This is a genomic window from Azoarcus sp. DD4, assembly GCF_006496635.1.
In the GTDB taxonomy this organism is placed as follows: domain Bacteria; phylum Pseudomonadota; class Gammaproteobacteria; order Burkholderiales; family Rhodocyclaceae; genus Azoarcus.
On the sequence record NZ_CP022958.1, the window covers coordinates 1,078,093 to 1,100,612 of the forward strand.

At 66.9% G+C, this 22,520-nt stretch carries 20 protein-coding genes and 1 riboswitch; of the genes, 13 read left to right on the plus strand and 7 right to left on the minus strand.

Going from position 1 to position 22,520, the window contains the following annotated elements; translation table 11 throughout:
• Positions 1–73: 73 nt before the first annotated feature.
• On the minus strand, positions 74–1,990 hold the full coding sequence (gene thiC, locus CJ010_RS05150) for a phosphomethylpyrimidine synthase ThiC (protein ID WP_141017043.1): 1,917 nt from the start codon (positions 1,988–1,990) through the stop codon (positions 74–76).
• A 79-nt stretch (positions 1,991–2,069) separates the two neighbouring features.
• The gene (thiD, locus tag CJ010_RS05155) at positions 2,070–2,936 is read right to left on the minus strand and encodes a bifunctional hydroxymethylpyrimidine kinase/phosphomethylpyrimidine kinase (protein WP_141017044.1); all 867 of its coding nucleotides are present in this window, start codon (positions 2,934–2,936) and stop codon (positions 2,070–2,072) included.
• Positions 2,929–3,032: riboswitch (TPP riboswitch) on the minus strand. Its footprint overlaps the gene before it by 8 nt.
• A gap of 126 nt (positions 3,033–3,158) precedes the next feature.
• Between thiD and CJ010_RS05160 the strand changes: the two genes are divergently transcribed.
• Entirely contained in the window at positions 3,159–4,718 is a 1,560-nt protein-coding gene (locus CJ010_RS05160) for a carbonic anhydrase (protein ID WP_141017045.1), read from the plus strand.
• 27 nt (positions 4,719–4,745) lie between these two features.
• Here the strand turns inward: CJ010_RS05160 and CJ010_RS05165 are convergent, their stop codons facing one another.
• The gene (locus tag CJ010_RS05165; protein ID WP_141017046.1) at positions 4,746–6,149 is read right to left on the minus strand and encodes a PLP-dependent aminotransferase family protein; all 1,404 of its coding nucleotides are present in this window, start codon (positions 6,147–6,149) and stop codon (positions 4,746–4,748) included.
• 167 nt (positions 6,150–6,316) lie between these two features.
• Here CJ010_RS05165 and CJ010_RS05170 point away from each other — a divergent pair, with 167 nt between their 5' ends.
• The 7 genes from CJ010_RS05170 (at position 6,317) to CJ010_RS05200 (ending at position 14,328) form a co-directional block, all read left to right on the plus strand.
• Positions 6,317–6,841 carry a hypothetical protein gene (locus tag CJ010_RS05170; protein ID WP_141017047.1) on the plus strand — a complete coding sequence of 175 codons (525 nt, stop codon included), beginning with the start codon at positions 6,317–6,319 and terminating at the stop codon, positions 6,839–6,841.
• 132 nt (positions 6,842–6,973) lie between these two features.
• On the plus strand, positions 6,974–7,636 hold the full coding sequence (locus tag CJ010_RS05175) for a TetR/AcrR family transcriptional regulator (RefSeq protein ID WP_305764625.1): 663 nt from the start codon (positions 6,974–6,976) through the stop codon (positions 7,634–7,636).
• On the plus strand, positions 7,633–8,727 hold the full coding sequence (locus tag CJ010_RS05180) for an efflux RND transporter periplasmic adaptor subunit (protein WP_141017049.1): 1,095 nt from the start codon (positions 7,633–7,635) through the stop codon (positions 8,725–8,727). Before CJ010_RS05175 ends, CJ010_RS05180 begins: the two co-directional genes overlap by 4 nt.
• Positions 8,724–11,903 (plus strand): efflux RND transporter permease subunit, encoded by a 3,180-nt coding sequence (locus CJ010_RS05185; protein WP_141017050.1) that lies wholly within the window; start codon positions 8,724–8,726, stop codon positions 11,901–11,903. Before CJ010_RS05180 ends, CJ010_RS05185 begins: the two co-directional genes overlap by 4 nt.
• A 118-nt stretch (positions 11,904–12,021) precedes the next feature.
• Positions 12,022–12,675: a protein-L-isoaspartate O-methyltransferase gene (locus CJ010_RS05190; RefSeq protein WP_141017051.1), complete on the plus strand. Its 654-nt coding sequence runs from the start codon at positions 12,022–12,024 to the stop codon at positions 12,673–12,675.
• A gap of 8 nt (positions 12,676–12,683) precedes the next feature.
• Complete coding sequence (locus CJ010_RS05195) at positions 12,684–13,007, plus strand: rhodanese-like domain-containing protein (RefSeq protein WP_141017052.1); 324 nt, start codon at positions 12,684–12,686, stop codon at positions 13,005–13,007.
• A 16-nt stretch (positions 13,008–13,023) separates the two neighbouring features.
• Complete coding sequence (locus CJ010_RS05200) at positions 13,024–14,328, plus strand: TolC family outer membrane protein (protein ID WP_141017053.1); 1,305 nt, start codon at positions 13,024–13,026, stop codon at positions 14,326–14,328.
• Between the two features lie 28 nt (positions 14,329–14,356).
• Here the strand turns inward: CJ010_RS05200 and waaA are convergent, their stop codons facing one another.
• Positions 14,357–15,628: a lipid IV(A) 3-deoxy-D-manno-octulosonic acid transferase gene (gene waaA, locus CJ010_RS05205; RefSeq protein ID WP_141020582.1), complete on the minus strand. Its 1,272-nt coding sequence runs from the start codon at positions 15,626–15,628 to the stop codon at positions 14,357–14,359.
• 140 nt (positions 15,629–15,768) lie between these two features.
• On the opposite strand from waaA, the gene CJ010_RS05210 reads away from it, so the two are divergent.
• Together CJ010_RS05210 and CJ010_RS05215 are read left to right on the plus strand one after the other, a co-directional pair.
• A complete protein-coding gene (locus tag CJ010_RS05210; RefSeq protein WP_141017054.1) occupies positions 15,769–16,776 on the plus strand; it encodes an NAD-dependent epimerase in 1,008 nt (335 codons plus the stop codon).
• Between the two features lie 43 nt (positions 16,777–16,819).
• On the plus strand, positions 16,820–17,617 hold the full coding sequence (locus CJ010_RS05215; protein ID WP_141017055.1) for a symmetrical bis(5'-nucleosyl)-tetraphosphatase: 798 nt from the start codon (positions 16,820–16,822) through the stop codon (positions 17,615–17,617).
• 8 nt (positions 17,618–17,625) lie between these two features.
• Here CJ010_RS05215 and CJ010_RS05220 read toward each other — a convergent pair whose 3' ends face one another.
• On the minus strand, positions 17,626–18,423 hold the full coding sequence (locus tag CJ010_RS05220) for a 1-acyl-sn-glycerol-3-phosphate acyltransferase (RefSeq protein ID WP_240794506.1): 798 nt from the start codon (positions 18,421–18,423) through the stop codon (positions 17,626–17,628).
• A gap of 53 nt (positions 18,424–18,476) precedes the next feature.
• Positions 18,477–19,235: a GNAT family N-acetyltransferase gene (locus CJ010_RS05225; protein ID WP_141017057.1), complete on the minus strand. Its 759-nt coding sequence runs from the start codon at positions 19,233–19,235 to the stop codon at positions 18,477–18,479.
• Between the two features lie 159 nt (positions 19,236–19,394).
• Between CJ010_RS05225 and CJ010_RS05230 the strand changes: the two genes are divergently transcribed.
• From CJ010_RS05230 to CJ010_RS05240, 3 genes are all read left to right on the plus strand, one after another.
• Entirely contained in the window at positions 19,395–20,615 is a 1,221-nt protein-coding gene (locus CJ010_RS05230; protein ID WP_141017058.1) for a glycosyltransferase family 1 protein, read from the plus strand.
• Between the two features lie 64 nt (positions 20,616–20,679).
• Positions 20,680–21,615, plus strand: a complete 936-nt coding sequence (locus tag CJ010_RS05235) for a carbohydrate kinase family protein (RefSeq protein WP_141017059.1) — start codon at positions 20,680–20,682, stop codon at positions 21,613–21,615.
• Positions 21,609–22,082 carry a glycine zipper 2TM domain-containing protein gene (locus tag CJ010_RS05240; protein ID WP_141017060.1) on the plus strand — a complete coding sequence of 158 codons (474 nt, stop codon included), beginning with the start codon at positions 21,609–21,611 and terminating at the stop codon, positions 22,080–22,082. Before CJ010_RS05235 ends, CJ010_RS05240 begins: the two co-directional genes overlap by 7 nt.
• 19 nt (positions 22,083–22,101) lie before the next feature.
• Here CJ010_RS05240 and CJ010_RS05245 read toward each other — a convergent pair whose 3' ends face one another.
• A complete protein-coding gene (locus tag CJ010_RS05245) occupies positions 22,102–22,497 on the minus strand; it encodes a diacylglycerol kinase (RefSeq protein ID WP_141017061.1) in 396 nt (131 codons plus the stop codon).
• Positions 22,498–22,520 lie beyond the last annotated feature (23 nt).

Here is a 22,520-nt window from a genome sequence, read left to right on the forward strand (position 1 = left end):
GGGGCGGTGGCGCGGTGGACGAAAAAAGGGCCGCGCTTGCGGGCGGCCCCTGCTTCACTGAACGGCGGGCGTTTCAGACGTTGCGATAGACCTCGGCACCGCTCTTGACGAATTCCACCGCCTTCACCTCCATGCCCTTCTTCAGCGCGTCTTCTTCGGCGATGCCTTCCTTGGCGGCGAAGTCGCGCACGTCCTGGGTGATCTTCATCGAACAGAAGTGCGGGCCGCACATCGAGCAGAAGTGGGCGACCTTGGCCGATTCCTTGGGCAGGGTCTCGTCGTGGAATTCCTTGGCCTTGTCCGGATCGAGGCCGAGGTTGAACTGGTCTTCCCAGCGGAACTCGAAGCGCGCCTTGGACAGCGCGTTGTCGCGGATCTGCGCGCCCGGGTGGCCCTTGGCGAGGTCGGCGGCGTGGGCGGCGAGCTTGTAGGTGATGATGCCTTCCTTGACGTCCTGCTTGTTGGGCAGGCCGAGGTGCTCCTTGGGCGTCACGTAGCACAGCATGGCGGTGCCGTACCAGCCGATGGTGGCGGCGCCGATGCCGCTGGTGATGTGGTCGTAGCCCGGCGCGATGTCGGTGGTGAGCGGCCCCAGGGTGTAGAAGGGCGCCTCGTGGCACTGCTCGAGCTGGAGATCCATGTTCTCCTTGATCATGTGCAGCGGCACATGGCCCGGGCCTTCGATCATCACCTGCACGTCGTGTTTCCACGCGATCTGGGTGAGTTCGCCCAGGGTCTTGAGTTCGCCGAGCTGGGCTTCGTCGTTGGCGTCGTAGATCGAGCCGGGGCGCAGGCCGTCGCCGAGGCTGAAGGCCACGTCGTAGGCCTTCATGATTTCGCAGATTTCCTCGAAGTGGGTGTAGAGGAAGCTCTCCTTGTGATGCGCCAGGCACCACTTCGCCATGATCGAGCCGCCGCGCGAGACGATGCCGGTCATGCGCTTGGCGGTGAGCGGGATGTAGCGCAGCAGCACGCCGGCGTGGATGGTGAAGTAGTCCACGCCCTGCTCGGCCTGCTCGATCAGCGTGTCGCGGAAGATCTCCCAGGTGAGATCCTCGGCCTTGCCGTCCACTTTCTCCAGCGCCTGGTAGATCGGCACCGTGCCGATCGGCACCGGCGAGTTGCGGATGATCCACTCGCGCGTCTCGTGGATGTTCTTGCCGGTGGAGAGGTCCATCACGGTGTCGCCGCCCCAGCGGATCGACCAGGTCATCTTGTCGACTTCCTCGCTGATCGAGGAGCCGAGCGCCGAGTTGCCGATGTTGGCGTTGATCTTCACCAGGAAGTTGCGGCCGATGATCATCGGCTCGGATTCCGGATGGTTGATGTTGTTGGGGATGATGGCGCGGCCGCGGGCGACTTCGTCGCGCACGAACTCCGGGGTGATCTCCGCCGGGATGGCGGCGCCGAAGTGCTGGCCCGGATGCTGGCGGGCGAGCAGTTCGGCCATGCGCGTGCCGGTGGGGCCGGCCGCCTTCAGCGACTCCACGTATTCCTTGCGGCGCAGGTTCTCGCGGATGGCGATGAATTCCATTTCCGGCGTGACGATGCCGCGCCGGGCGTAGTGCATCTGGGTGACGTTGGCGCCGGCCTTGGCGCGCAGCGGCTTGCGGTGCAGGCCGGGGAAGCGCAGTTCGTCCAGCTTCGGATCGGTGGCACGCTGGCGGCCGAATTCGGAGCTGAGGTCGGCGAGCTGCTCGGTGTCTCCGCGTTCGGCGATCCAGCCGGCGCGCAGCGCCGGCAGGCCGGAGCGGATGTCGATCTTCGCCTGCGGGTCGGTGTAGGGGCCGGAACAGTCGTACACGTAGATCGGCGGATTGGGCTCGGCGCCGAAGGAGGCCGGGGTGTCGCTCTGGCTGATCTCGCGCATCGGCACGCGGATGTCGGGGCGCGAGCCTTCGACGTAGATCTTGCGCGAATTGGGCAGCGGGGCGATGGCGGCTTCATCCACCTTGGCCTGGGTGGCGATGAAGTGTTCCTTGGCGTTCATACGGGTCTCCTGGGGAATTCGGGGCTGGGGGTGTCGAGGCAGGTTCGCGGCTGCTTCTTGTCGGTGTGGATGGTGGGCGTCAGCGCCGCCACAGCGCGTGGAAGTGATGCACCGGGCCGTGGCCGCTGCCGACGGCGAGTTCGCCGCTGTGGGCGATGGCGCCGAGCAGCCATTGGCGAGCCTGGCGTACCGCCGCCTCGACCGGGCGGAGGGCACCCCACTGCGCGCCGGCGGCCTGCGGCAGCAGCGCAGCGATCGCGGACGACAGCGTGCAGCCGGTGCCGTGAGTGTTCTTTGTGTCGATGCGCGGCGCCGGCAGTTCGATCATGCGGTCGCCGTCGAACAGCAGGTCGACCACCTCGCTGCTGGGCAGGTGGCCGCCCTTCAGCATTACCCAGCGTTCGCTCGACAGTGGCAGCAACTCGCGCAGGCGCTCGGCGGCGCGGTACATCTCCTTGACCGATTCCGGCGCGCGCTGCTCCAGCAGCACTCCGGCTTCGGGCAGGTTGGGTGTGATCATGAAGGACTGCGGGAACAGCGCCTCGCGCATCATCGCGATCGCGTTCTTCGCCAGCAGGGTGTCGCCGCTCTTGGCCACCATCACCGGATCGAGCACCACGTTCTTCGCCTGCCAGTGGGCCAGGCGGTCGGCCACGGTGGCGGTGACTTCGGCGCTGCCGAGCATGCCGATCTTGGTGGCATGCACCGCGACGTCGGCGAACAGGGTGTCGAGCTGCAGGCGCAGGAAGTCGGTCGGCGGCACATGCACGCCGGTGACCGCCTGGGTGTTCTGCGCGGTGAGCGCGGCGATCACGCCGCAGCCGTAGGCGCCGAGCGCGGAAAAGGTCTTGATGTCGGCGAAGATGCCGGCGCCACCGCTCGGATCGACACCGGCGATGGACAGGACATTCGGAATGGAACGGGGACTGGTGCTGGATGAACTCATGAACGCGTTTCCCTACGCCGGCACGATCCGGATCAGGTGTTGAGGGACTCTCTCAGCCCGTGGCCGACCTCGGCTCGGGCACCCCTAACGGCAAGGGGCCGAAGATACTGGATGGTGCGGCGACTGACAAGCGGTGCGGCGATCCCGTTGCGGGGAGGACGACGGGCTCAAGATATCGCGCGCCGTGCCGAAACAAGGCATGTAAGCCTCCCGGATAGCGCCATGAAGCTCCGCCTGATCGTCGCCGCCTTGAGTGTGCCCTTGAGCCTGGGCCTTGTTCCGTCCGCGGTCGCGGACGAATGGCAGCTCGTTCTCAGCGATCGCGACCGCAGGGTCGAGATCGACCGCGCCAGCATCTTCGATTCGGATCGCGGCACCAAGGTGTCGTGGGGCCGTGTCGTGCTGTCGCCGGACGAGGCGCGCAAGTCGGGTTACGCGACGATACGCGCGCTCAATCGATACGACTGCGCCAACCGCAGTTTCTTCACCATCAAGCGGGTGTATCTCGACGGTGCCGGACGGGTGATACGCGAGGAGGCGGTGACCGATGCCAGTCCGGTGCTGGTGGCGCGCAATTCGGTGGACGAACGGATGTGGCGCGAGGTCTGCCGGCCGCCGACGGTGAGCGACCTGGAAAAGCTTGCTGTAGCTGCGGAGGCGAAGGCCAAGGCAGCGCCTGCGGTCAAGCCGCAGGCGTCGGCCGGGATCAAGCCGGACGGGCCTGTCAGGGCAGCGCCGGGCGTCGCCGCTGCGACACCGGCTGCGGCGCCCGCCAAACCTGCGCCGACTCCCCAGCCGGCGGTGCGTGCGGCCGACTACAAGCCGGCGGATGCCGGGTCTGTGCCGTCGCGCGACAAGGTGGCCGAGGCCGTTGCGGTGCCGGCGGGCGGCGGCACACCGGCCGCTGCGCCCATGCCAGTCCAGCGTCCGGCGCCTGCGACGCAGTCGGCGTCTGTGGCCGACGCTGCGCCCCGGCCGCTCAGTCCGGCGGTCAGCGCGTCATCGAGCCCGCCGGCGAGTGTGCCGGCGACGAGTCCGGCGCGTGCCGAAAGCTCGCGGCCGACGCCGGCGGCGCAGGCCGCGCGTGCCGCTGCGGCGCTGACCGATTCGCGCTGGAGCTACGAAGGCGACACAGGCCCGGAGCATTGGGCGAAGTTGCGGCCCGACTGGAAACTCTGCAGCGAGGGCAGCCGGCAGTCGCCGGTCGATCTGCGCGAAGGCGTGGCCGTGGACCTGGAGCCGGTCAGGTTCGATTACCGCACGACGCGCTTCCGCATCACCGATACCGGCAATACGCTGCAGGTCAATGTCGGCGAAGGTATGGGCATCGAGGTGCGCGGGCGGCGCTACGAGCTGACCCACCTCACCTTGCACCGGCCGTCGGAAGAACGCGTCGGCGGACGTGCAGCCGACATGTCCGCGCATTTCCACCACCGCGACCTCGACGGCCGGCTGGCGACGGTGGCGGTGATGCTGGAGCGCGGCGCCGAGGCCAATCCGCTGTTGCAGGCCCTGTGGAACAACCTGCCGCTGGAGAAGGGCAGCGGCTACATGCCGGCGACGACGATAGATCTCGGCGCCTTTCTGCCGGCCAGTCCGGCGCATTTCCTCTACATGGGCTCGCAGACGACGCCGCCGTGCACCGAAGGGGTGCTGTGGGTGGTGATGAAGACGCCGGTACCGGTATCGGACGAGCAGCTCGGCATCTTCGCGCGGCTCTACCCTCGCAATTCCCGCCCCATCCAGCCGGCAAACGGCCGTCTCATCCTCGAATCGCGTTGAGGCGGCGGGGTCCGGGCTGGCGCGGTTTCAGCCCGCGCCCAGGTGTTCGCCCAGGAAGCGCTCCACCGCGGGGTCGGTCGAGAAGGCGACGTTGAAGCGTATCCATGGGCTCGCCTGCATCTGGGGGCGGAAGGCCTTGCCCGGCGCCAGCATGATGCCCTGGGTCGCGGCGCGGGTGGCGAGCGCAGCGGCGTCGTCGATGCCGGGCGGCCGCGCCCACAGGAAGACCCCGCCGCGCGGTTCGATGAAAGTTTCGAGTCCGGTGCGTTCCAGCATGCGCAGGGTGGCTTCGGTCGCGCGGGCGAGGCGGCCGTGCAGACGCTCCAGGTACTTGCGGTAGTGGCCGTCGGTGAGCATCTGGTAGACGAGCTGCTCGTTGAATTCCGAGGAGCACAGCGTCGTGAGCAGCTTGACGTCGGTGAGTTCGGCAACGAGATCGGGCCGCGCCGCGAAGAAGCCCACCCTCAGACTGCCTGACAGCGTCTTTGAGAAGCTGCCGACGAAGATCACGCGATTCAGCTGGTCCAGCGTCGCCAGCCGCGTGCTGGCATGTGGATGGAAGTCGGCGTAGGTGTCGTCCTCGATGACGAGGAAGTCGTGCTTCTCCGCGAGCTGAAGGATGCGGAAGGCGGCGCTGGGCGAAAGGTCGGCGCCGGTCGGATTGTGCAGCACCGAGTGGGTGAAGAAGACCCGCGGCTGGTGATGCTCCAGCAAGGCCTCGAGCGCGGCGATGTCAGGGCCGTCACTGCCGCGCGGCACGCCGATCAGCTTGGCGCCCTGCAGGCGCAGGTTGCCGAAGAAGTTGAAATAGCCCGGATCGTCCACCAGCACGGTGTCGCCCGGCTTCACCAGGTGGCGGGCAACGATGTCGAGCGCGCTGGTTGCGCCTTCGGTCAGCACGATCTGCTCGGGCGGCGCGCCGATGCCGAACTCCGCCAGCTTCACCTGCAACTGGCGGCGCAGCGGCAGATAGCCCTGCGGCGTGCCGTAGCCGGTGAGGCGGGCGTCGGCGCGCCGCGACAGCGTGCGCAGGTGGCGACGCAGTCCTTCCTCGTCCAGCCAGGATTCCGGCAGCCAGCCGGTACTCGCCTTGATCACGCCCGGCTTGTCGTCCAGCACCTGGCGCATCAGCCAGGCGACGTCGACCGCGCGATCGGTGGCGGCAGTGCTGCGGTCGCCTGCCGGGTCGCGGCGCGGTGCGACATAGAAACCGGAGCCGCGGCGCGAATGCAGGTAGCCGAGCGCGACCAGCCGGTCATAGGCCTCGACCACGGTGAAACGGCTCACGCGCTGCGTTTCGGCCAGTCTGCGGATCGGTGGCAGCCGCATGCCCGGACGCAGGATGCGGTCGTCGATCTGGCCGCGCACGGCTTCGACGATCTGCTCGACCAGCGGTGTCGGGTGGCTGCTGTCTAGGCTGACCATCAGCATGGCAATGTCCTTTCCCAGCATCGTCGCGGTGCATGTCCGGCGGGGGCGGACTGTACTGCCCGTTCCACCGGTACGGTGCCTCCGTTGCTGACGCAGCTGTTCATTTTCATTTGAAAAGTGTCAGGTAGTGTCTGGTTCCAGGTTAGGCATTGTCAAGGATGCAAGGGATGGATACCAGACGGGACGGACACCGGGCGGTTGGCACGCAGCAAGTGGCGCCGCGGTTGTTGAGGTGGTGGCATGGCGGAGCGGTGGCCGTGGTGACCGCGGCGCTGGCAGGCACTGTGCTGTCGGCTTGCGGTGGCCCGGCAGGCGCGCCGGGCGGCGCACTGGGCGATCTCGAATGGCCCGAGCGGCAGGTGGTGTTCCGGCTGGTGGCGCAGCCGCTGCGGCTGGAGGCCTATTCGATACGCGGCGGCGTGGCGCCGCTGGGCAGCGTGCCGTTGTCGCTGGACTGCCCGCAGGCCATGGCGCTGGATGAGTCGGGCGGCAGGATGTGGGTGTGGGGCGCCCAAGGAGGTGTCGCCGTCGACAGTCGCAGCTTGCGCGTCGTCGGGCAGTGGGGCAGCAATGCGGAAGATGCTGTGCTCATGGCTGACGTGGTACGTAGAGGCCTGGCGGTGACGAGGGTCCGGGGCGTCTGCGGTACAGGCGTGGCGCTCGTGCGGACCGAAAAGGGCTCGCTGCCCTGAGAGGGATCGAAAAAATCTATTGTCGCCAGGTTCCATCTCCGTATTTAATGACTGACTGGTTAGTTATTAGCGCGGAAGGCGAGGCATCCAATGGCAGGTCGGAGGGAAGGCGGGAAGCAGCAAGCTGGTGCAGTGGTCGCCGACACAGGCGGGAATGCGCCCGTCCGGCGCCGTCGCAAGGAGGCGCGGCCGCAGGAACTGACCGCGGCGGCGCTTGCACTGTTCGTGGAGAAGGGCTTCGCGGCCACCCGGCTGGATGAGGTTGCGGCGCGCGCGGGGGTGTCGAAGGGCACGCTCTACCTCTACTTCGACAACAAGGAAGCCCTGTTCAAGGCGGTCATCAACGAAGGCATCGTCCCGGCCATCGATGCGGCCGAAGCACTGCTGGCGGACTACGCTAATGATCCGGTCGGCCTGCTGCGCGCCTTCCTTTTAGGGTGGTGGGAGCGCATCGGGTCGACCGAATTCGGCGGCATTCCCAAGCTGATGATGTCCGAGGCGGGCAATTTCCCGGAGGTGGCCAGCTACTACAACGACGCGGTGATCGAGCGCGGCCTCGGTCTGCTGCGGATTGCCGTGCAGCGCGGGATCGATATCGGCGTGTTCCGGCCGGTCGATCCGGACCTGATCGGCACCCTGCTGATCGCGCCGCTGATCCACCTGACGATGTGGCGCCATTCCTTCGCCGCCTGTTGCGGCAAGGGTATCGAGCCGCGGGCCTATGTCGCCGCGCACATCGATCTGGTTTTGCACGGACTGAAAGCCCAGCCGGGCCGGGCGGGAGATGTCAGATGAAGCGCAAGTCTGCAATGGCCGTTCTGGTCACGCTCTCCCTCACCGCGTGTTCGCCGCCGGCGCCGCCTCAGGCTGTGCTGCCTACGGTGCTCGTCCGCAGTGTCGGAAAGGCCGGTGGCGCTGCGGCGATGCAGGTCTATACCGGCGAAGTCAGGGCCCGCTTCGAAAGCGATCTCGGTTTCCGGATCGGCGGCAAACTGGTCGAGCGCCGGGTCGATGTCGGTGCCGTCGTCAGGCGTGGCCAAGTGCTTGCCCGGCTCGATCCGCAGGATGCCGAGTTGGCCGCGGCGGCAGCCGTGGCGCAGGTGGCCGCAGCCGAGGCGGATGTGGCGCTGGCGCGAGCCGAGCTGGAGCGTGCTCAAGGTTTGCGCGCGCGGAATTTCATCAGCGCATCGGCGCTGGACACGCGCAGCAGCGCGCACGATGCCGCTGCTGCGCGCCTGCGCCAGGCGCGCGCGCAGGCCGCAACCGCACGCAACCAGGCCGGTTACGCCGAGCTCGTGGCGGACAGCGACGGGGTGGTGACGGGGCAGGCTGCAGAAGTCGGCCAGGTCGTGGCAGTCGGTCAGGCCGTTTTCCGCCTGGCACGCCCGGGCGAGCGCGAAGTGTTGATCCATGCGCCGGAGAACCGGGTGCGCCAGCTTGTGCCCGGCGTAAAGGCGGTCGTGCGGTTGTGGAGCGTGCCCGACCAGGCCTACCCGGGCGTGGTCCGTGAAGTGACCCCGATGGCCGATGCGGCGACGCGAACCTTTGCCGTGCGCGTCAGTGTTCCTGCGGCTGACGCCGCGCTGCAGCTCGGCGCGACTGCGACTGCGGCTTTCGCCACGGACAGCGCGGACACCGTGGTGTTGCCCGGCGCTGCGCTCAGTCGCGATGCGGGGCGTGACGTGGTCTGGCTGGTCGATGGAGATGGCATTGTCAGGCCGCAGGCGGTCGATGTGATTGCCTACCGCGAGGACGGCGCCGTGCTGCGGGCGAATCTGCCGGATGCGGCGAGGGTGGTCGTCGCCGGCGTCCATAAGCTGGTGGCGGGGGAAAAGGTGCGTTCCGTCGAAGAGGGCGCGCCGGTCGCGCTGGATGTGCAACGATGAGCGGGCGGCGCGGCTTCAAGCGCGGTTTCAACGTCTCGGCGTGGGGGCTGGAGCACCCGTCCCTGGTGTTGTATTTCCTGGTGGCGCTGACACTGATCGGCAGCTTGGCCTACACGCGGCTGGGGCAATCGGAAGATCCGCCTTTCACCTTCAAGGTCATGGTGGTGCGGGCCGAGTGGCCGGGCGCCAGTGCGCAAGAGGTCGAGCGGCAGGTCACCGACAAGATCGAGAAGAAGCTGCAGGAAATCGCCCAGATCGACGTGGTCCGCAGCTATTCCAAGCCGGGCGAGTCGCTGGTGTTCTTTCTGGCGAAGGACTCGACCCATGCGCTCGAGATTCCGGAGGTGTGGTACCAAGCGCGCAAGAAGGTGGGGGACATCCGCGCCACCTTGCCGAGCGGCGTGCAGGGTCCGTATTTCAACGACGAATTCGGCGACACCTACGGCAACATCTTCGCGCTGGTGGGCGAGGGTGTGTCGCACGCCGAACTCAAGCGACATGCCGACGCCATCCGGAACGAGTTGCTGCGGGTGCCCGACGTCGCCAAGGTGAGTTTCTTCGGCGAACAGCCGCAGCGCGTGTTCGTGGAGCTTTCCAACACCAAGCTGGCTACCTTCGGCCTTAACCTTGCCGATATCGCCAGTGCGCTGTCCGAGCAGAATGCCAAGACCGGCGCGGGTTTCTTCGAGACGACGGACGAACGCATCTGGCTGCGGCCGTCTGGCCAGTTCGACGATCTCGACGCCATCGGCGACACGCTGATCCGAGCCAAGGGGCGCGTGTTCCGCTTGGGCGACGTGGCCGACGTGAAGCGCGGCTATCTCGATCCGCCGGGCGAGCGCATGCGCTTCATGGGTGAAGACGCCTTCGGCATCGGCGTGTCGATGCAGGCGGGGGGCGATATCGTCGCCCTCGGTCACCGGCTCGACGAAGTGGTCAAGCGCATCGAGGCGCAACTGCCGCTCGGCATCCGCTTCGAACGGGTGGCCGATCAGCCGCGCGCGGTGCGCAGTTCGGTGGGGGAGTTCGTCCGGGTGCTGGCCGAGGCGGTGATCATCGTAATGGCGGTCAGCCTCCTGTCGCTGGGCTTTCGTACCGGCGTGGTGGTGCTGATCATCATCCCGGTGGTTTTGGCAATCACTTTCCTGTTCATGGACTTGTTCGACATCGGCCTGCACAAGATCTCGCTCGGTGCGTTGATCATCGCGCTCGGACTGCTGGTTGACGACGCGATCATCGCCGTCGAGATGATGGCGACCAAGATGGAGCAGGGCTGGGAGCGCGCCAAGGCGGCGAGCTTCGCCTACACGTCGACCGCGATGCCGATGCTGTCGGGCACGCTGGTGACGGCGGCCGGCTTCCTGCCCATCGCCACGGCGGCGTCTTCCACCGGCGAGTACACACGGTCGATCTTCCAGGTGACGGTGATTGCGCTGCTGGTGTCCTGGGTAGCGGCGGTGCTGTTCGTGCCTTACCTGGGTTTTCATCTGCTGCCGGATTTCCGCAAGAAGAACGGTCGGCCATCGGTACTGGCGCGCATCGCGGCCCGCCTTTCACCGGCGCTCGGTCGGCGGCTCGCCGAGCGCGCGGTGCACGCACACGAACAGCACGACGAGTACGCGATCTACCACACCGCCTTCTATACCCGCTTTCGCGCGCTGGTCGGCTGGTGCGTGACGCATCGCTGGCTGGTGATCCTGCTCACCGTGGGGATCTTCGCGCTGTCGCTGGTGGCCTTCGTCCGGCTGGTGCCGCAACAGTTCTTTCCCGACTCGACGCGGCCGGAGCTGCTGGTTGATCTGCGGCTGGCCGAAGGCGTATCCCACCAGGCGACGGAAGCATCGGTGAAGCGGCTTGAGGCCTGGCTGGACAAGCAGGACGGGATCGAGAACTACGTCGCCTGGCTGGGAGCGGGAAGCCCGCGTTTCTACCTGCCGCTCGACCAGCAGCTGGCCCAGACCAATTTTGCCCAGTTCGTCATCCTGACCCGCGGTACCGCGGAACGCGAGGCGCTGCGCGCCCGGCTCATCCGCCTGTTCGAGGATGAGCCCTGGCCGTTGCGCGCCGCGATCAACCGGCTGGAGAACGGTCCGCCGGTCGGGTTCCCGGTGCAGTACCGGGTGAGTGGCCAGGACATCGGCGAGATGCGCCGCATCGCACATCGCGTCGCGGAGGCCATGCGGGCCCAGTCACAGCTGTCGAATGTCCAGCTCGACTGGGAGGAGCCGTCCAAGTCCATCAGCCTGAAGGTGGATCAGGACAAGGCGCGCCTGCTGGGGGTGTCCAGCCAGGATCTCGCCACCTTGCTGGCGACATCGCTGCAAGGCACGACCGTCAGCCAGTTCCGCGAGGGCAGCGAGACCATACAGATCGTGCTGCGCGGGGCGGAGTCGGAGCGTGTGCATCTGGGCCTGCTGCCCGATCTGGCGGTGCCGGTGAGCGGCGGGCGCAGTGTGCCGTTGGCTCAGTTGGCAACGCCGGAGTACGGCTTCGAGGAAGGCGTGATCTGGCGACGCAACCGTGTCCCGACGGTGACGGTAAGGGCCAATCTGTATGGCACCGTGCAGCCGGCGGTGGTGGTGCAGCAGCTTGCGCCACGGATGGACGAGATCCGCGCCGGCTTGCCGCTCGGCTATCGCATCGAGGTCGGCGGCTCGGTCGAGGAAAGCGGCAAGGGCGGCGGTTCGGTGGCGGCCGGTGTGCCGCTCTTCGTCCTGGTGGTGCTCACGGTGCTGATGCTGCAGTTGCAGAGCTTCTCGCGCACGCTGCTGGTGGTGCTTACCGCGCCGCTCGGCATGATCGGCGTCACGCTCTTCCTGCTGATCTTCAACAAGCCCTTCGGTTTCGTCGCGATGCTTGGCACGATTGCGCTGTCCGGCATGATCATGCGCAACTCGGTGATTCTCGTCGACCAGATCTGCCAGGACATCGGGGCCGGCCGCGAGCCTTGGGATGCGGTGGTGGAATCGACCGTGCGCCGCTTTCGACCCATTGTCCTGACCGCGGCGGCGGCCATTCTGGCCATGATGCCCCTGTCGCGCTCGGCCTTCTTCGGGCCGATGGCGGTGGCGATCATGGGCGGGCTGACCGTGGCCACGGTGCTGACGATGCTATTCCTGCCCGCGTTGTATGCCGCCTGGTATCGGGTGCGGCCAGCGCAGCAGGCAGGCGGATGAGGGGGATCGCGGCAGGGGCGGGCGAACATCGCGACGCAGCAAAGCGCTAGAATACGAAAGTTTTGCATTCGATTACGCTATTAATTAGCGTGTGCTAATATTCAGCCGGGAGTGACTGATGAACTTCGAGAAAGCGCGCTTCAACATGGTCGAACAGCAGATCCGTCCGTGGGACGTTCTGGATCCTGTCGTGCTCGACCTCCTGATGACTGTCAAGCGCGAGGAATTCGTTCCCGCCAGCGCGCGTTCGCTGGCTTTTGCCGATGTCGAGATCCCGCTCGGCCAGGGGCAGGTGATGCTCAAGCCGGTGATCGAAGGCAAGATCCTGCAGGCGCTTCAGCTACATCGTTCGGATTCGGTGCTCGAGATCGGTGCCGGTAGCGGTTACTTCGCGGCCTTGTTGGCGGCTCGTACCGAGTGGGTTCGCACCGTGGACATCGAACCGGAGCTGGTGAAGTTCGCCCACGCCAACCTGGCGCGCAACGGTGTCGAGAACGTCATCGTCGAGGAAGGTGATGCCGCCCAGGGTTGGGCGAGCCGCGCGCCCTACGACGTCATCGTCGTGTCCGGCGGGCTGCCCTCCTTGCCGCAGTCGCTGCTCGAACAACTCAAGGTCGGTGGTCGCCTGTTCGCCTTCGTCGGCGAAGCGCCGGTGATGAAGGCGCGCCTCGTTACCTGCGAGGCCGAAGGCCGCTTTCGCACCGAGGATATTTTCGAAACCCTGGTGCCGATGCTGAAGAACGCACCGCGCCACGACAGCTTCCGTTTCTGAGGACCGCCATGCACCAGATCACCCCCGTCGAACTCGCCGAATGGCTCGCCGATCCGGCCAAGGTCCAGCCCTTGCTGCTGGATGTGCGGGAGCCCTGGGAATTTCAACTCTGCCACATCGAGGGTTCGACGCCGATGCCGATGGGCGCGGTGCCTGCACGTATCGCGGAACTCGATCCCGAGCGCGTCACCGTGGTGGTGTGCCACCACGGCGGGCGTAGCGCTCAGGTCGGCATGTTCCTGGAGCGCCAGGGCTTCGGCAAGGTCATTAATCTTGCTGGCGGCGTAGCGGAATGGGCCGCGCGCGTCGATCCGAAGATGCCGCATTACTGAGAGTCGGGGCGTGCGCATGAAGCGAGTGTTGGCGGTGTGTCTGGCGGCGGCGTGCTCAGGCGGTGCAGCCGCGGCCGACCTGATGCAGGTGTACCGTGATGCGCTCGCCAACGACGCTCGGTTCGCCGCGGCCCGCGCCCAGCGCGAGGCGGGCCAGGAAAAGGTGGTGCAGGGGCGCGCCGGCTTGCTGCCTAACATCGGGGCATCGGCGTCGACCGCCTGGAACGATGGCGAAGCGCGTACCTCTGCTGCTTCGCTGGAGCGCCGCTACAACAGCAACGGCTATGCCGTGCAGCTCACCCAGCCGCTGTTCCGCTGGCAGAACTGGGTGCAGTACAAGCAGGGCGAACTGCAGACCGCGTTGTCCGAAAGCCAATACGGCCAGTCGCGGCAGGATCTGGTCCTGAGGGTGGCCGAGGCTTATTTCAACGTGCTCAATGCTCAGGATGCACTCGATGCGGTCACGCAGCTGCGCACGGCTGCGGCGGAGCAGCTGGAGCTCGCGCGCAAGAGCTTCGAAGTCGGTACCGTGACCATCACCGACGTGCACGAGGCGCAGTCGCGTTTCGACCTCGCCTCGGCGCAGGAGATCGCGGCGCGCAACGATCTCGACGTGCGCCGCCAGACACTGGCCCAGATCATCGGCAAGGAGCCCGAGGCGCTGGCGGGCCTGCGTCCCGGCATCGAGCTTCAGCGGCCGCAGCCGGACAGCATCGCCGACTGGGTGAGCGCTGCCGAGCAAGGCAGCTATGGCGTCCAGGCCCAGCAGCTGACGCGCGAAATCGCGACCCGCGAGGTCGAGCGCAACCGCGCCGGCCATCTGCCGACGCTGGACCTCGTCGCATCGCACGGCCTGAACAACCGGCCGGCCATTTCGACCGAACGTAGCGAGAGCACCTCCATCGGTCTTCAGCTCAGCGTGCCGCTCTACCAGGGTGGCGGCATCTCCTCGCGCGAGCGCGAGGCGGCGGCGCTGAAGATCAAGGCCGATGCCGATCTGGAGGATGCACGGCGCAGCGCCGCGCTGGCGGCGCGCCAGTCCTACCTGGGCGTGACCAGCGGCATGGCGCAGGTGCGCGCCCTTGAGGCGGCGCGCGTGTCTTCGGCTTCGGCACTGGAGGCGAACAAGCTCGGCTACGAAGTCGGTGTGCGCATCAATATCGACGTCCTCAACGCCCAGACCCAACTGGCCGATACGCTGCAGCGCCTGGCCCGCGCGCGTTACGACACCCTGCTTGCCCAGTTGCGCCTGAAAGCGGCAGCGGGAACTTTGGGCGAGGAAGATGTGCAGGCGGTGAACGCGCTGCTCGTTCAGCAGTAGTCCGCGGCGCAGTCTTGCGCTGCCCCGTTCAGCCTTCGCCGTCGGATGCGATTGCGCCGAGCACCGCGATCGTTCGGCCAGTCGCGCCCCGATGGGACTCCGCGAACATTCGTCCTGCCTTTGCCATCCCCGCACGTCGAGCGGGATCCTGCAGCAATGCGACGCCGCGCGTGATGCCGGCGTCGATGTCGGTTTCCCGCAGGGCGGCGCCAGCGGCAATGGCCTGGTCCGCCACCAGTTCGAAGTTGAAGGTGTGCGGGCCGAGGATGACCGGCGTACCTACCGCGCAGGCTTCGATCAGGTTCTGACCGCCGAAGGGCAGCCAACTGCCTCCAATCAGCGCGACGTCGGCCGCAGCGTAGTAGGCGAACATCTCGCCCATCGAGTCGCCCAGCCAGACGCGGGTATCGGCGGCGACCGGGTCCGCTTCCGAGCGACGCTGCAGCTTGAGTTCACGGCCCGCCGCCAGCGCTGCGACCTCGTCGAAGCGCTGTGGGTGGCGTGGCACCAGGATCAGCAACGTATCCACGGGAGCGAGCCGGGAGAAGGCGTCGAGCAGGGGCGCCTCCTCACCTTCGCGGGTGCTCGCAGCCAGCAGCACCCGCCGTTCGCCGATCCGGCTGCGAAAGTCGCGCCCGAGCGCTGCCATGGCCTGCGGCGGTGCGATATCGAACTTGATGTTGCCGGTCACCGTCACGCGTCGGGCACCCAGCGCCGACAGCCGTGTCGCGTCTGCTGCAGTCTGGGCCCCGATGGCCGAGAGGGCCCCCAGCGTCAGGCCGGTCAGGGCCGGAAAGCGTGCATAGCGGCTGGCGGAGCGGGCCGACAGCCGCGCGTTGGCCAGCATCACTGGCACCTTGTGCCGGTGGGCGGCCATCAGCAGGTTGGGCCACAGTTCGGTTTCCATGATCACGCCGAAATGCGGGCGGAAGCGGCGCAGGAAGCGGCGGGCCAGCAGGCCCAGGTCGTACGGGAGGTAGACGCTCAAGACCCGCGATTCGCCGCCGAACAGGCTTTTCGCCGTGGCGCGGCCGGTGGGCGTCATATGGGTCAGCACCACGGTGTGCGCCGGCCAGTGCTCGAGCAGGGCGCGCACCAGCGGTTCCGCTGCGCGTGTTTCTCCTACCGACACGGCGTGCACCCAGATCACCGGGCCCGGGGCGCGCACCCGGTAGTGGCCGAAGCGCTCGCCAAGATGCGCGAGGTAGGCCGGTTGGCGCCGCGCGCGCCATAGCAAGCGGACCAGCACCAGCGGCAAGGCCAGCATCCAGAGCAGGGAATAGGGCAGCGTGTACGCCAGGTAAGCGAGGGGTGTGGGGGGCAACGTCGACAACCGGTTACGATTCGGCGCGACGAGTATAGCGTTTGCGCGGCTTTCGTCATGCTGGAGACGGTATTGCCATGCGATAATCCGCGCGATCCTTTCTTGCGGCTTATCCCATGAAGATACTCGTTACCGGAGCTGCCGGCTTCATCGGCATGCACACTTCCGAACGCCTGCTTGCCAGGGGGGACCAGGTCGTCGGACTGGACAACCTCAACGATTACTACGATCCGCGCCTGAAGGAAGACCGGCTGGCGCGCCTTGCCCCCCACCCCGCCTTCCGCTTCGTGAAGATGGACGTCGCCGACCGCGCGGGCATGGAGGCCTTGTTCGCCGCGGAGAAGTTTGACCGCGTGATCCATCTTGCCGCCCAGGCCGGGGTGCGCTATTCGCTGCAGAATCCGCACGCCTACATCGACAGCAACCTGGTGGGCTTCACCAACATCCTGGAAGGCTGCCGCCATACCAAGGTCGAGCATCTGGTCTATGCCAGCAGCTCCAGCGTCTACGGCGGCAACACCCGGATGCCGTTCTCGGAACACGACAGCGTGGACCACCCTGTCAGTCTCTACGCCGCCACCAAGAAGGCCAACGAGCTGATGGCCCATACCTACAGCCATCTGTACGGCCTGCCGACCACCGGCCTGCGTTTCTTCACCGTCTATGGTCCCTGGGGACGGCCCGACATGGCCTTGTTCCTGTTCACCAAGGCCATGCTCGAAGGCCGTGCGATCGATGTGTTCAACCACGGCCGGATGAAGCGCGACTTCACCTATATCGACGACATCGTCGAGGGTGTGCTGCGCACCATGGACCGTGTCGCCGAACCCGATCCCACCTTCGACTCCGACCGGCCCAACCCTGGCCGCAGCAAGGCGCCGTATCGGGTGTTCAACATCGGCAACAACGATCCGGTCGAGCTGATGAGTTTCATCGAGGCCATCGAATTTGCCCTCGGCCGCAAGGCGGAGAAGAACTTCCTGCCGCTGCAGGACGGCGACGTTCCGGCCACCTACGCGAATACCGACGAACTCAATGCCTGGACCGGTTTCGCCCCCGCGACCAGCGTGACCGACGGCGTGAGCCGCTTCGTCGAGTGGTATCGGGCCTATTACCGGGTCTGAGGCGGACGGACGGGGACTGCGGTCACGACGGTAGCTGGGGCAGATGGCGACATACGCGATAGGCGATATCCAGGGCTGCCATTCGGCCTTGCTGCAACTGCTCGAACGGGTGGCGTTCGATCCGCAGCACGATCGGCTGTGGGTCGTGGGCGATCTCGTCAATCGCGGGCCGGAGTCGCTGCAGGTGCTACGTTATCTTCAGGGCCTGGGTGATGCCGCCACCGTGGTGCTGGGCAATCACGATCTCTACCTGCTGATGGTGGCTGCCGGTTTCGACCGGCGAGACAAGGACGACACGCTGTTCCAGGTGTTGGAGGCGTCCGACCGCGACAGTCTGCTCGCCTGGCTGGCGGGCCTGCCCTTGATCCACGTCGAAGGCGACTATGCGTTGCTGCACGCGGGCCTGCTGCCGATGTGGACCATCACCCGTGCGCAGGAACTGGCGGCTGAAGTCTCGGCGGCGCTAACCGGGCCGGATGCGCAGAAGTTCCTCCTTCATCTCGCCGGCAACAGGCCGGAACGCTGGGCTGACAATCTCAAGGGCTGGGATCGCCTGCGTGTCATCGTCAATGCCTTTACCCGGATGCGCTTCTGTACGCCGGGCGGCCACATGGCGCTGCGCGCCAAGGGGCCGCCGGACCGGGCGCCGGCCGGCACCGTGCCGTGGTTTCTCGCGCCCGACCGCTACAGCCGCACCCACACCATCGTTTGCGGGCACTGGTCGGCGCTCGGCTATTACCGGGGCAATGGTGTGATCGCACTGGATTCCGGCTGCGTCTGGGGCGGCAAGCTGACCGCTGTCCAGCTCGAAAGCGGCGCGGTCTTCCAGGTGCAGGGCTAGCTCGGGCTTCAGCCGGCGTCGCGCTGTTGCGACGCCGCTTGGCAGCCGGTCGCAACCGCCGTCGCGGGGGCGAGGGCGCTTAGTGGTCGGCTGGCGAGTTCGGCGATGGTGTCACGGGTGGCATGCGCCAGTTCGCGGCGAAGGGTGGCCGGACCGGTCGCGCGGGCGCTGGCGACATGCACGCGGACGACCAACCGGCGATGCGACACGATGTTGGCCAGGCAGCGTCCGAGGCTGATATCGCCGTCGTAGGCGGCGGCTGTGGTGTGCCGACCATCTTCGGTGTGATAGGACAGCGCAACCGGCTGCACCGGATGGCCAGATTCGATCGCCGCCTGCAGCAGTGCGGCGTGAAAGGGCAACACATGGCTGCCGTCGGTGGTCGTGCCTTCGGGAAAGATCGCGACGTTGCGGCCGGCATCGAGCAGGGCGGTGATCTCGCCGTTGACGATCCTGGCGTGGCCGCGACTGCCGCGACGCAGGAATACCGTCTCGCTCTTTGCCGCCAGCCAGCCGATCACTGGCCAGTCGCGCACCTCCGCCTTGGAAACAAAGGCCGACGGCGTCAGCGTGTTGATCGCGTAGATGTCCAGCCACGAAATATGATTGGATACCAGCAAGGCGCCCGGTGTGACGGCATGGCCATCGATCCGTACTTCGACCCCGACGATGCCGAGCAGACGGCGTGACCAGCGTTGGCGCAGGCGCCGGTGTACGTGGGCCGAGCAGAGCGGATAGCACAGCGCGATCGTCAGCACGCCCTGCAGGACGTGGGTGGCGAGGCGGAAATGGCGCCAGCTGCGCACCAGCGATGAGCTGGCAGCGCGGCCGGTGGCACTGCGATCATGGGTGATGGCGTTCAGTCTTTGCGTCCCAGGAAGTGCTTGGCGTATTTGCCGTCGACCTTGCTCATCGGCATCAGGATGGGCAGATCGGCGGTGTTGAAGTCGGGATCCCAGGCCGGCTCGCCGCAGACCCAGGCGCCGGCGCGCAGATAGCCCTTGATCAGCGGCGGGGCTTCGGCAGGCAGGTCCGAGCGGAGCAGATCCAGCGGCAGCGGGCAGCGCGGGAACACGTGGTATTCCAGCGGTGCCAGATGGGTGTCCTTGAGACGATTATACAAGCTGGCCGCGGCATGCCCGCCGTCGGCCATGCTCACCGAGGCGCAGCCGATGAGGTAATCGTAGCCATTTTCCTGCATGTAGCGGGCAAGGCCGGACCACAGCAGGGTGATCACCGCGCCGCTGCGGTAATCGGCGTCGATGCAGGAGCGGCCGATCTCGACGATGCGGTTGCGCAGGTGGTGCAGGCGGGTCAGGTCGAACTCGTTTTCGGAGTAGTAGCCGCCGACCTTGCGCGCCGCTGCCGGCGACAGGATGCGATAGGTGCCGACGATGCGGCCGGCGTCCTCGTCGCGCACGATCAGGTGTTCGCAGAAGGGGTCGTAGATGTCGCGGTCGACACCCGGCGTGCGGGTGTTCAGGCGGGCGCCCATTTCCTCGGCGAACACGCGATAACGCAGCTTCTGTGCTTCGAGTATCTCGGTCTCGCAGCTGGCAAGGCCGACATGGAGGTTGCGTCCCGGGCGCGTGGCGAGCTGCTGGTTCTTCTGGAGCATGGCATGTCCCCTGTGCTGGATGGCGCCATTCTCGAAAGCCGGCATTGCGTCGCGGTGACACGTCCGTTACGGTGCGATGACGCCTGCGGCCGTACGTGATTCATTCAACTGTCACCCGGTAGTCACGCGCCTGTCGCCTGCGCTGGTCAGGATGCGCGCATGGATGCGCCGCTCAGCCTGCAGGATCTCGCCCGTTCCCACCGCCAGTTGCGCATTGCGCTGGTGACCGAAACCTTTCCGCCCGAGGTCAATGGCGTCGCCATGACCACCGGCCGCCTGGTCGACGGCTTGCTGCGCCTCGGTCATCGCCTGCAGCTGGTAAGGCCGCGCCAGAATGCGGACGACCAGCCGGCCAGCGGCGAGGGCTACGAGGAAGTGCTGGCGCGTGGTCTGCCGATCCCCAGGTACAACCACCTGAAGATGGGCCTGCCGGCGCGCAGCACGCTGATCCGCATGTGGTCGCTGCGGCGGCCGGACGTGGTGCAGGTGGTGACCGAGGGGCCGCTGGGGTGGTCGGCGGTGGCGGCGGCGCGCAAGCTGCGCCTGCCGGTGATCACCGAGTTTCATACCAATTTCCACAGTTACAGCCGCTATTACGGCATGGGCTGGCTGAAGCAGCCGGTCGAGGCCTACCTGCGCCGCTTCCACAACAAGGGCGATCTGTGCCTGGCGCCGACAGCGGAGCTGGCGGCGCAGCTGGGGGAGCGCGGCGTGCGTAAGGTGGATGTGGTGGCGCGTGGCGTGGACACCGGGTTGTTCGCGCCGGATCGCCGCAGCGAAGCGCTCCGCGCGGCCTGGGGGGCGACGCCACAGACCCTGGTGGCGGTGGTGGTGGGGCGCGTCGCACCGGAGAAGAACCTCGCGCTCGCGATCCGCGCTTTCGAGGTGCTGCGGGCACGGCAGGCGGACGTCCGGCTGCTGTTCGTCGGCGATGGGCCGGCGCGTGAGCAGCTGGCGGCTGCGTGTCCGGATGCCGTGTTCGCCGGCATGCGTACCGGCGTCGATCTGGCGACGCACTATGCCTCGGCCGATCTGTTCCTCTTTCCTAGCATGACCGAGACCTTCGGCAACGTCACCACCGAGGCGCTTGCCAGTGGTCTGCCGGTGGTCGGCTTCGACTACGCGGCTGCGGCCGAGCGGGTGCGCAACGGTCATAACGGCTGGTTGGCGGCACTGGGCGACGAGCCCGCCTTCGTCGAGGCGGTCGTTCGCCTCGGGTGCGATACCGACCTGCGCGCCCGCCTGGCGGCCAATGCGCGCGCCAGCGTGATCGACGCCGACTGGGGCATGATCGCCCAGCGCCTTGCCGGCGTCATCGAGGGCGTGGTGCAGCGTCACGAGTCACGGCTCGCCGCCGCCACCCGCGTCGCGACCGCCTGATCCCCTGCGGTCGTCGGCGTGCCCCGCCTATAATGGCGGTGTCCTGTGTCCAGCAAGGTCTCACATGTCCATACTCGTCTGCGGTTCGATGGCCTATGACTCGATCATGGTTTTCCAGGATCGGTTCTCGAACCACATCCTTCCCGAGCAGATCCACATTCTCAACGTGTCCTTTTTCGTGCCCGATCTGCGGCGCGAATTTGGCGGTTGCGCCGGGAACATCGCCTACAACCTGAAGCTGCTCGGCAGCGAGCCGCTGATCATGGCCACCGTCGGCGACGACGCCGGCCCCTATCGTCAGCGTCTGGAGGCGCTCGGTCTGCGTCAGGACCATGTCCGCCATGTACCCGGCACCTTCACCGCGCAGGCCTTTATCACCACTGACCTGGACGACAACCAGATCACCGCTTTCCATCCCGGAGCGATGATGCAGTCGCACCTCAATCATGCGCGCGAGGCAACCGATGCCAGGCTGGCGATCGTGTCGCCCGACGGGCGCGACGGCATGCTGCAGCACGTCGAAGGTCTCGCCGCTGCCGGGGTGCCTTTCATCTTCGATCCCGGTCAGGCGCTGCCCATCCTGTCGGGAGAGGAACTCCTGCGCTGCCTGAAACTGGCCACCTATTGCACGGTCAATGACTACGAGGTCCGCCTGATGAGCGAGAAGACCGGGCGCTCGATCGATCAGTTGGCAGGCGAGGTGGACGCGCTGGTGGTGACGCTGGGCGGGGAAGGTTCGCGCATCCATGCAGACGGGGCGGCGGTGGTCATCCCGGTCGTGGAAGCCGACGCGGTGGTCGATCCGACCGGTTGCGGCGATGCCTACCGCGCGGGCCTGCTGCATGGCCTGGCGCAGGGCTGGGACTGGGTCAAGACGGGGCGGCTTGCGGCGGTGATGGGCGCGATCAAGATCGCCCATCGTGGCGGTCAGAATCATGCCCCGACGCGTGGAGAGATTGCCGCCCGTTATCAGGCGGCCTTCGGAGAATCCCTATGGTGAGCAGACAGGCTTTGTCCTTGCGCAGCGTCGCGATCGCGGTAGCGGCCGCGCTGGCCTTGTCCGGTTGTGCGTCCGGCCTGGGGGGTGGCACCTATTCCCGCGGCGAGGCACGCCGCGCGATGGTGGTCCAGTTCGGCACGATCGAATCCGTGCGGCCGGTGCAGCTCGAGGGCACCAAGTCGCCGGTCGGCACCCTGTCGGGCGCTGCGGTGGGCGGTATCGCCGGCAGCTCGGTCGGCGGCAACCGCGGTTCGGCGATCGGCGCCGTGCTGGGGGCGGTCGCCGGCGGCCTTGCCGGGTCGGCCATCGAAGAGGGTGTGACGCGCAAGCCCGGTATCGAAGTCACCGTTCAAATGGATAACGGTCAGTATCTTGCCGTGGTGCAGGAGGACGAAGGCGAGCGCTTCATGCAGGGCGAGCGTGTGCGTATCCTGCGTGATGCCGGCACGACGCGCGTGACGCGCTGAGCAGGCGTCGTGGGGCGTTTCAGCCGAACAGCACCAGCCCCCACACCAGGGCGAGATTGAGCAGCGCGATCAGCACGGCTGCGCTGCCGATGTCCTTGGCGCGCTTGGCCAGTTGATGGTGTTCGAGCGACACGCGGTCCACCGTCGCTTCGATCGCCGAGTTGAGCAGTTCCACGACGAGTACGAGCAGGGTGCTGCCGATCAGCAGCGCCTTGCCGGTGCCATCGGTCGGCACGAAGAACGCGGCCGGGATCAGCACGATCGCCAGCAGGCACTCCTGACGGAAGGCGTCCTCGTGGCGGAGGGCCGCGCGCAATCCGTCCAGCGAGTAGCGGAAGGCGTTCCAGATGCGGCGCAGGCCGGTCTTGCCCTTGAACGGACTCTCTGCATGCTTGGTGTCGGCGTTGGGTTCCATGGCTTCCTGGCAGGTGCCGCAGG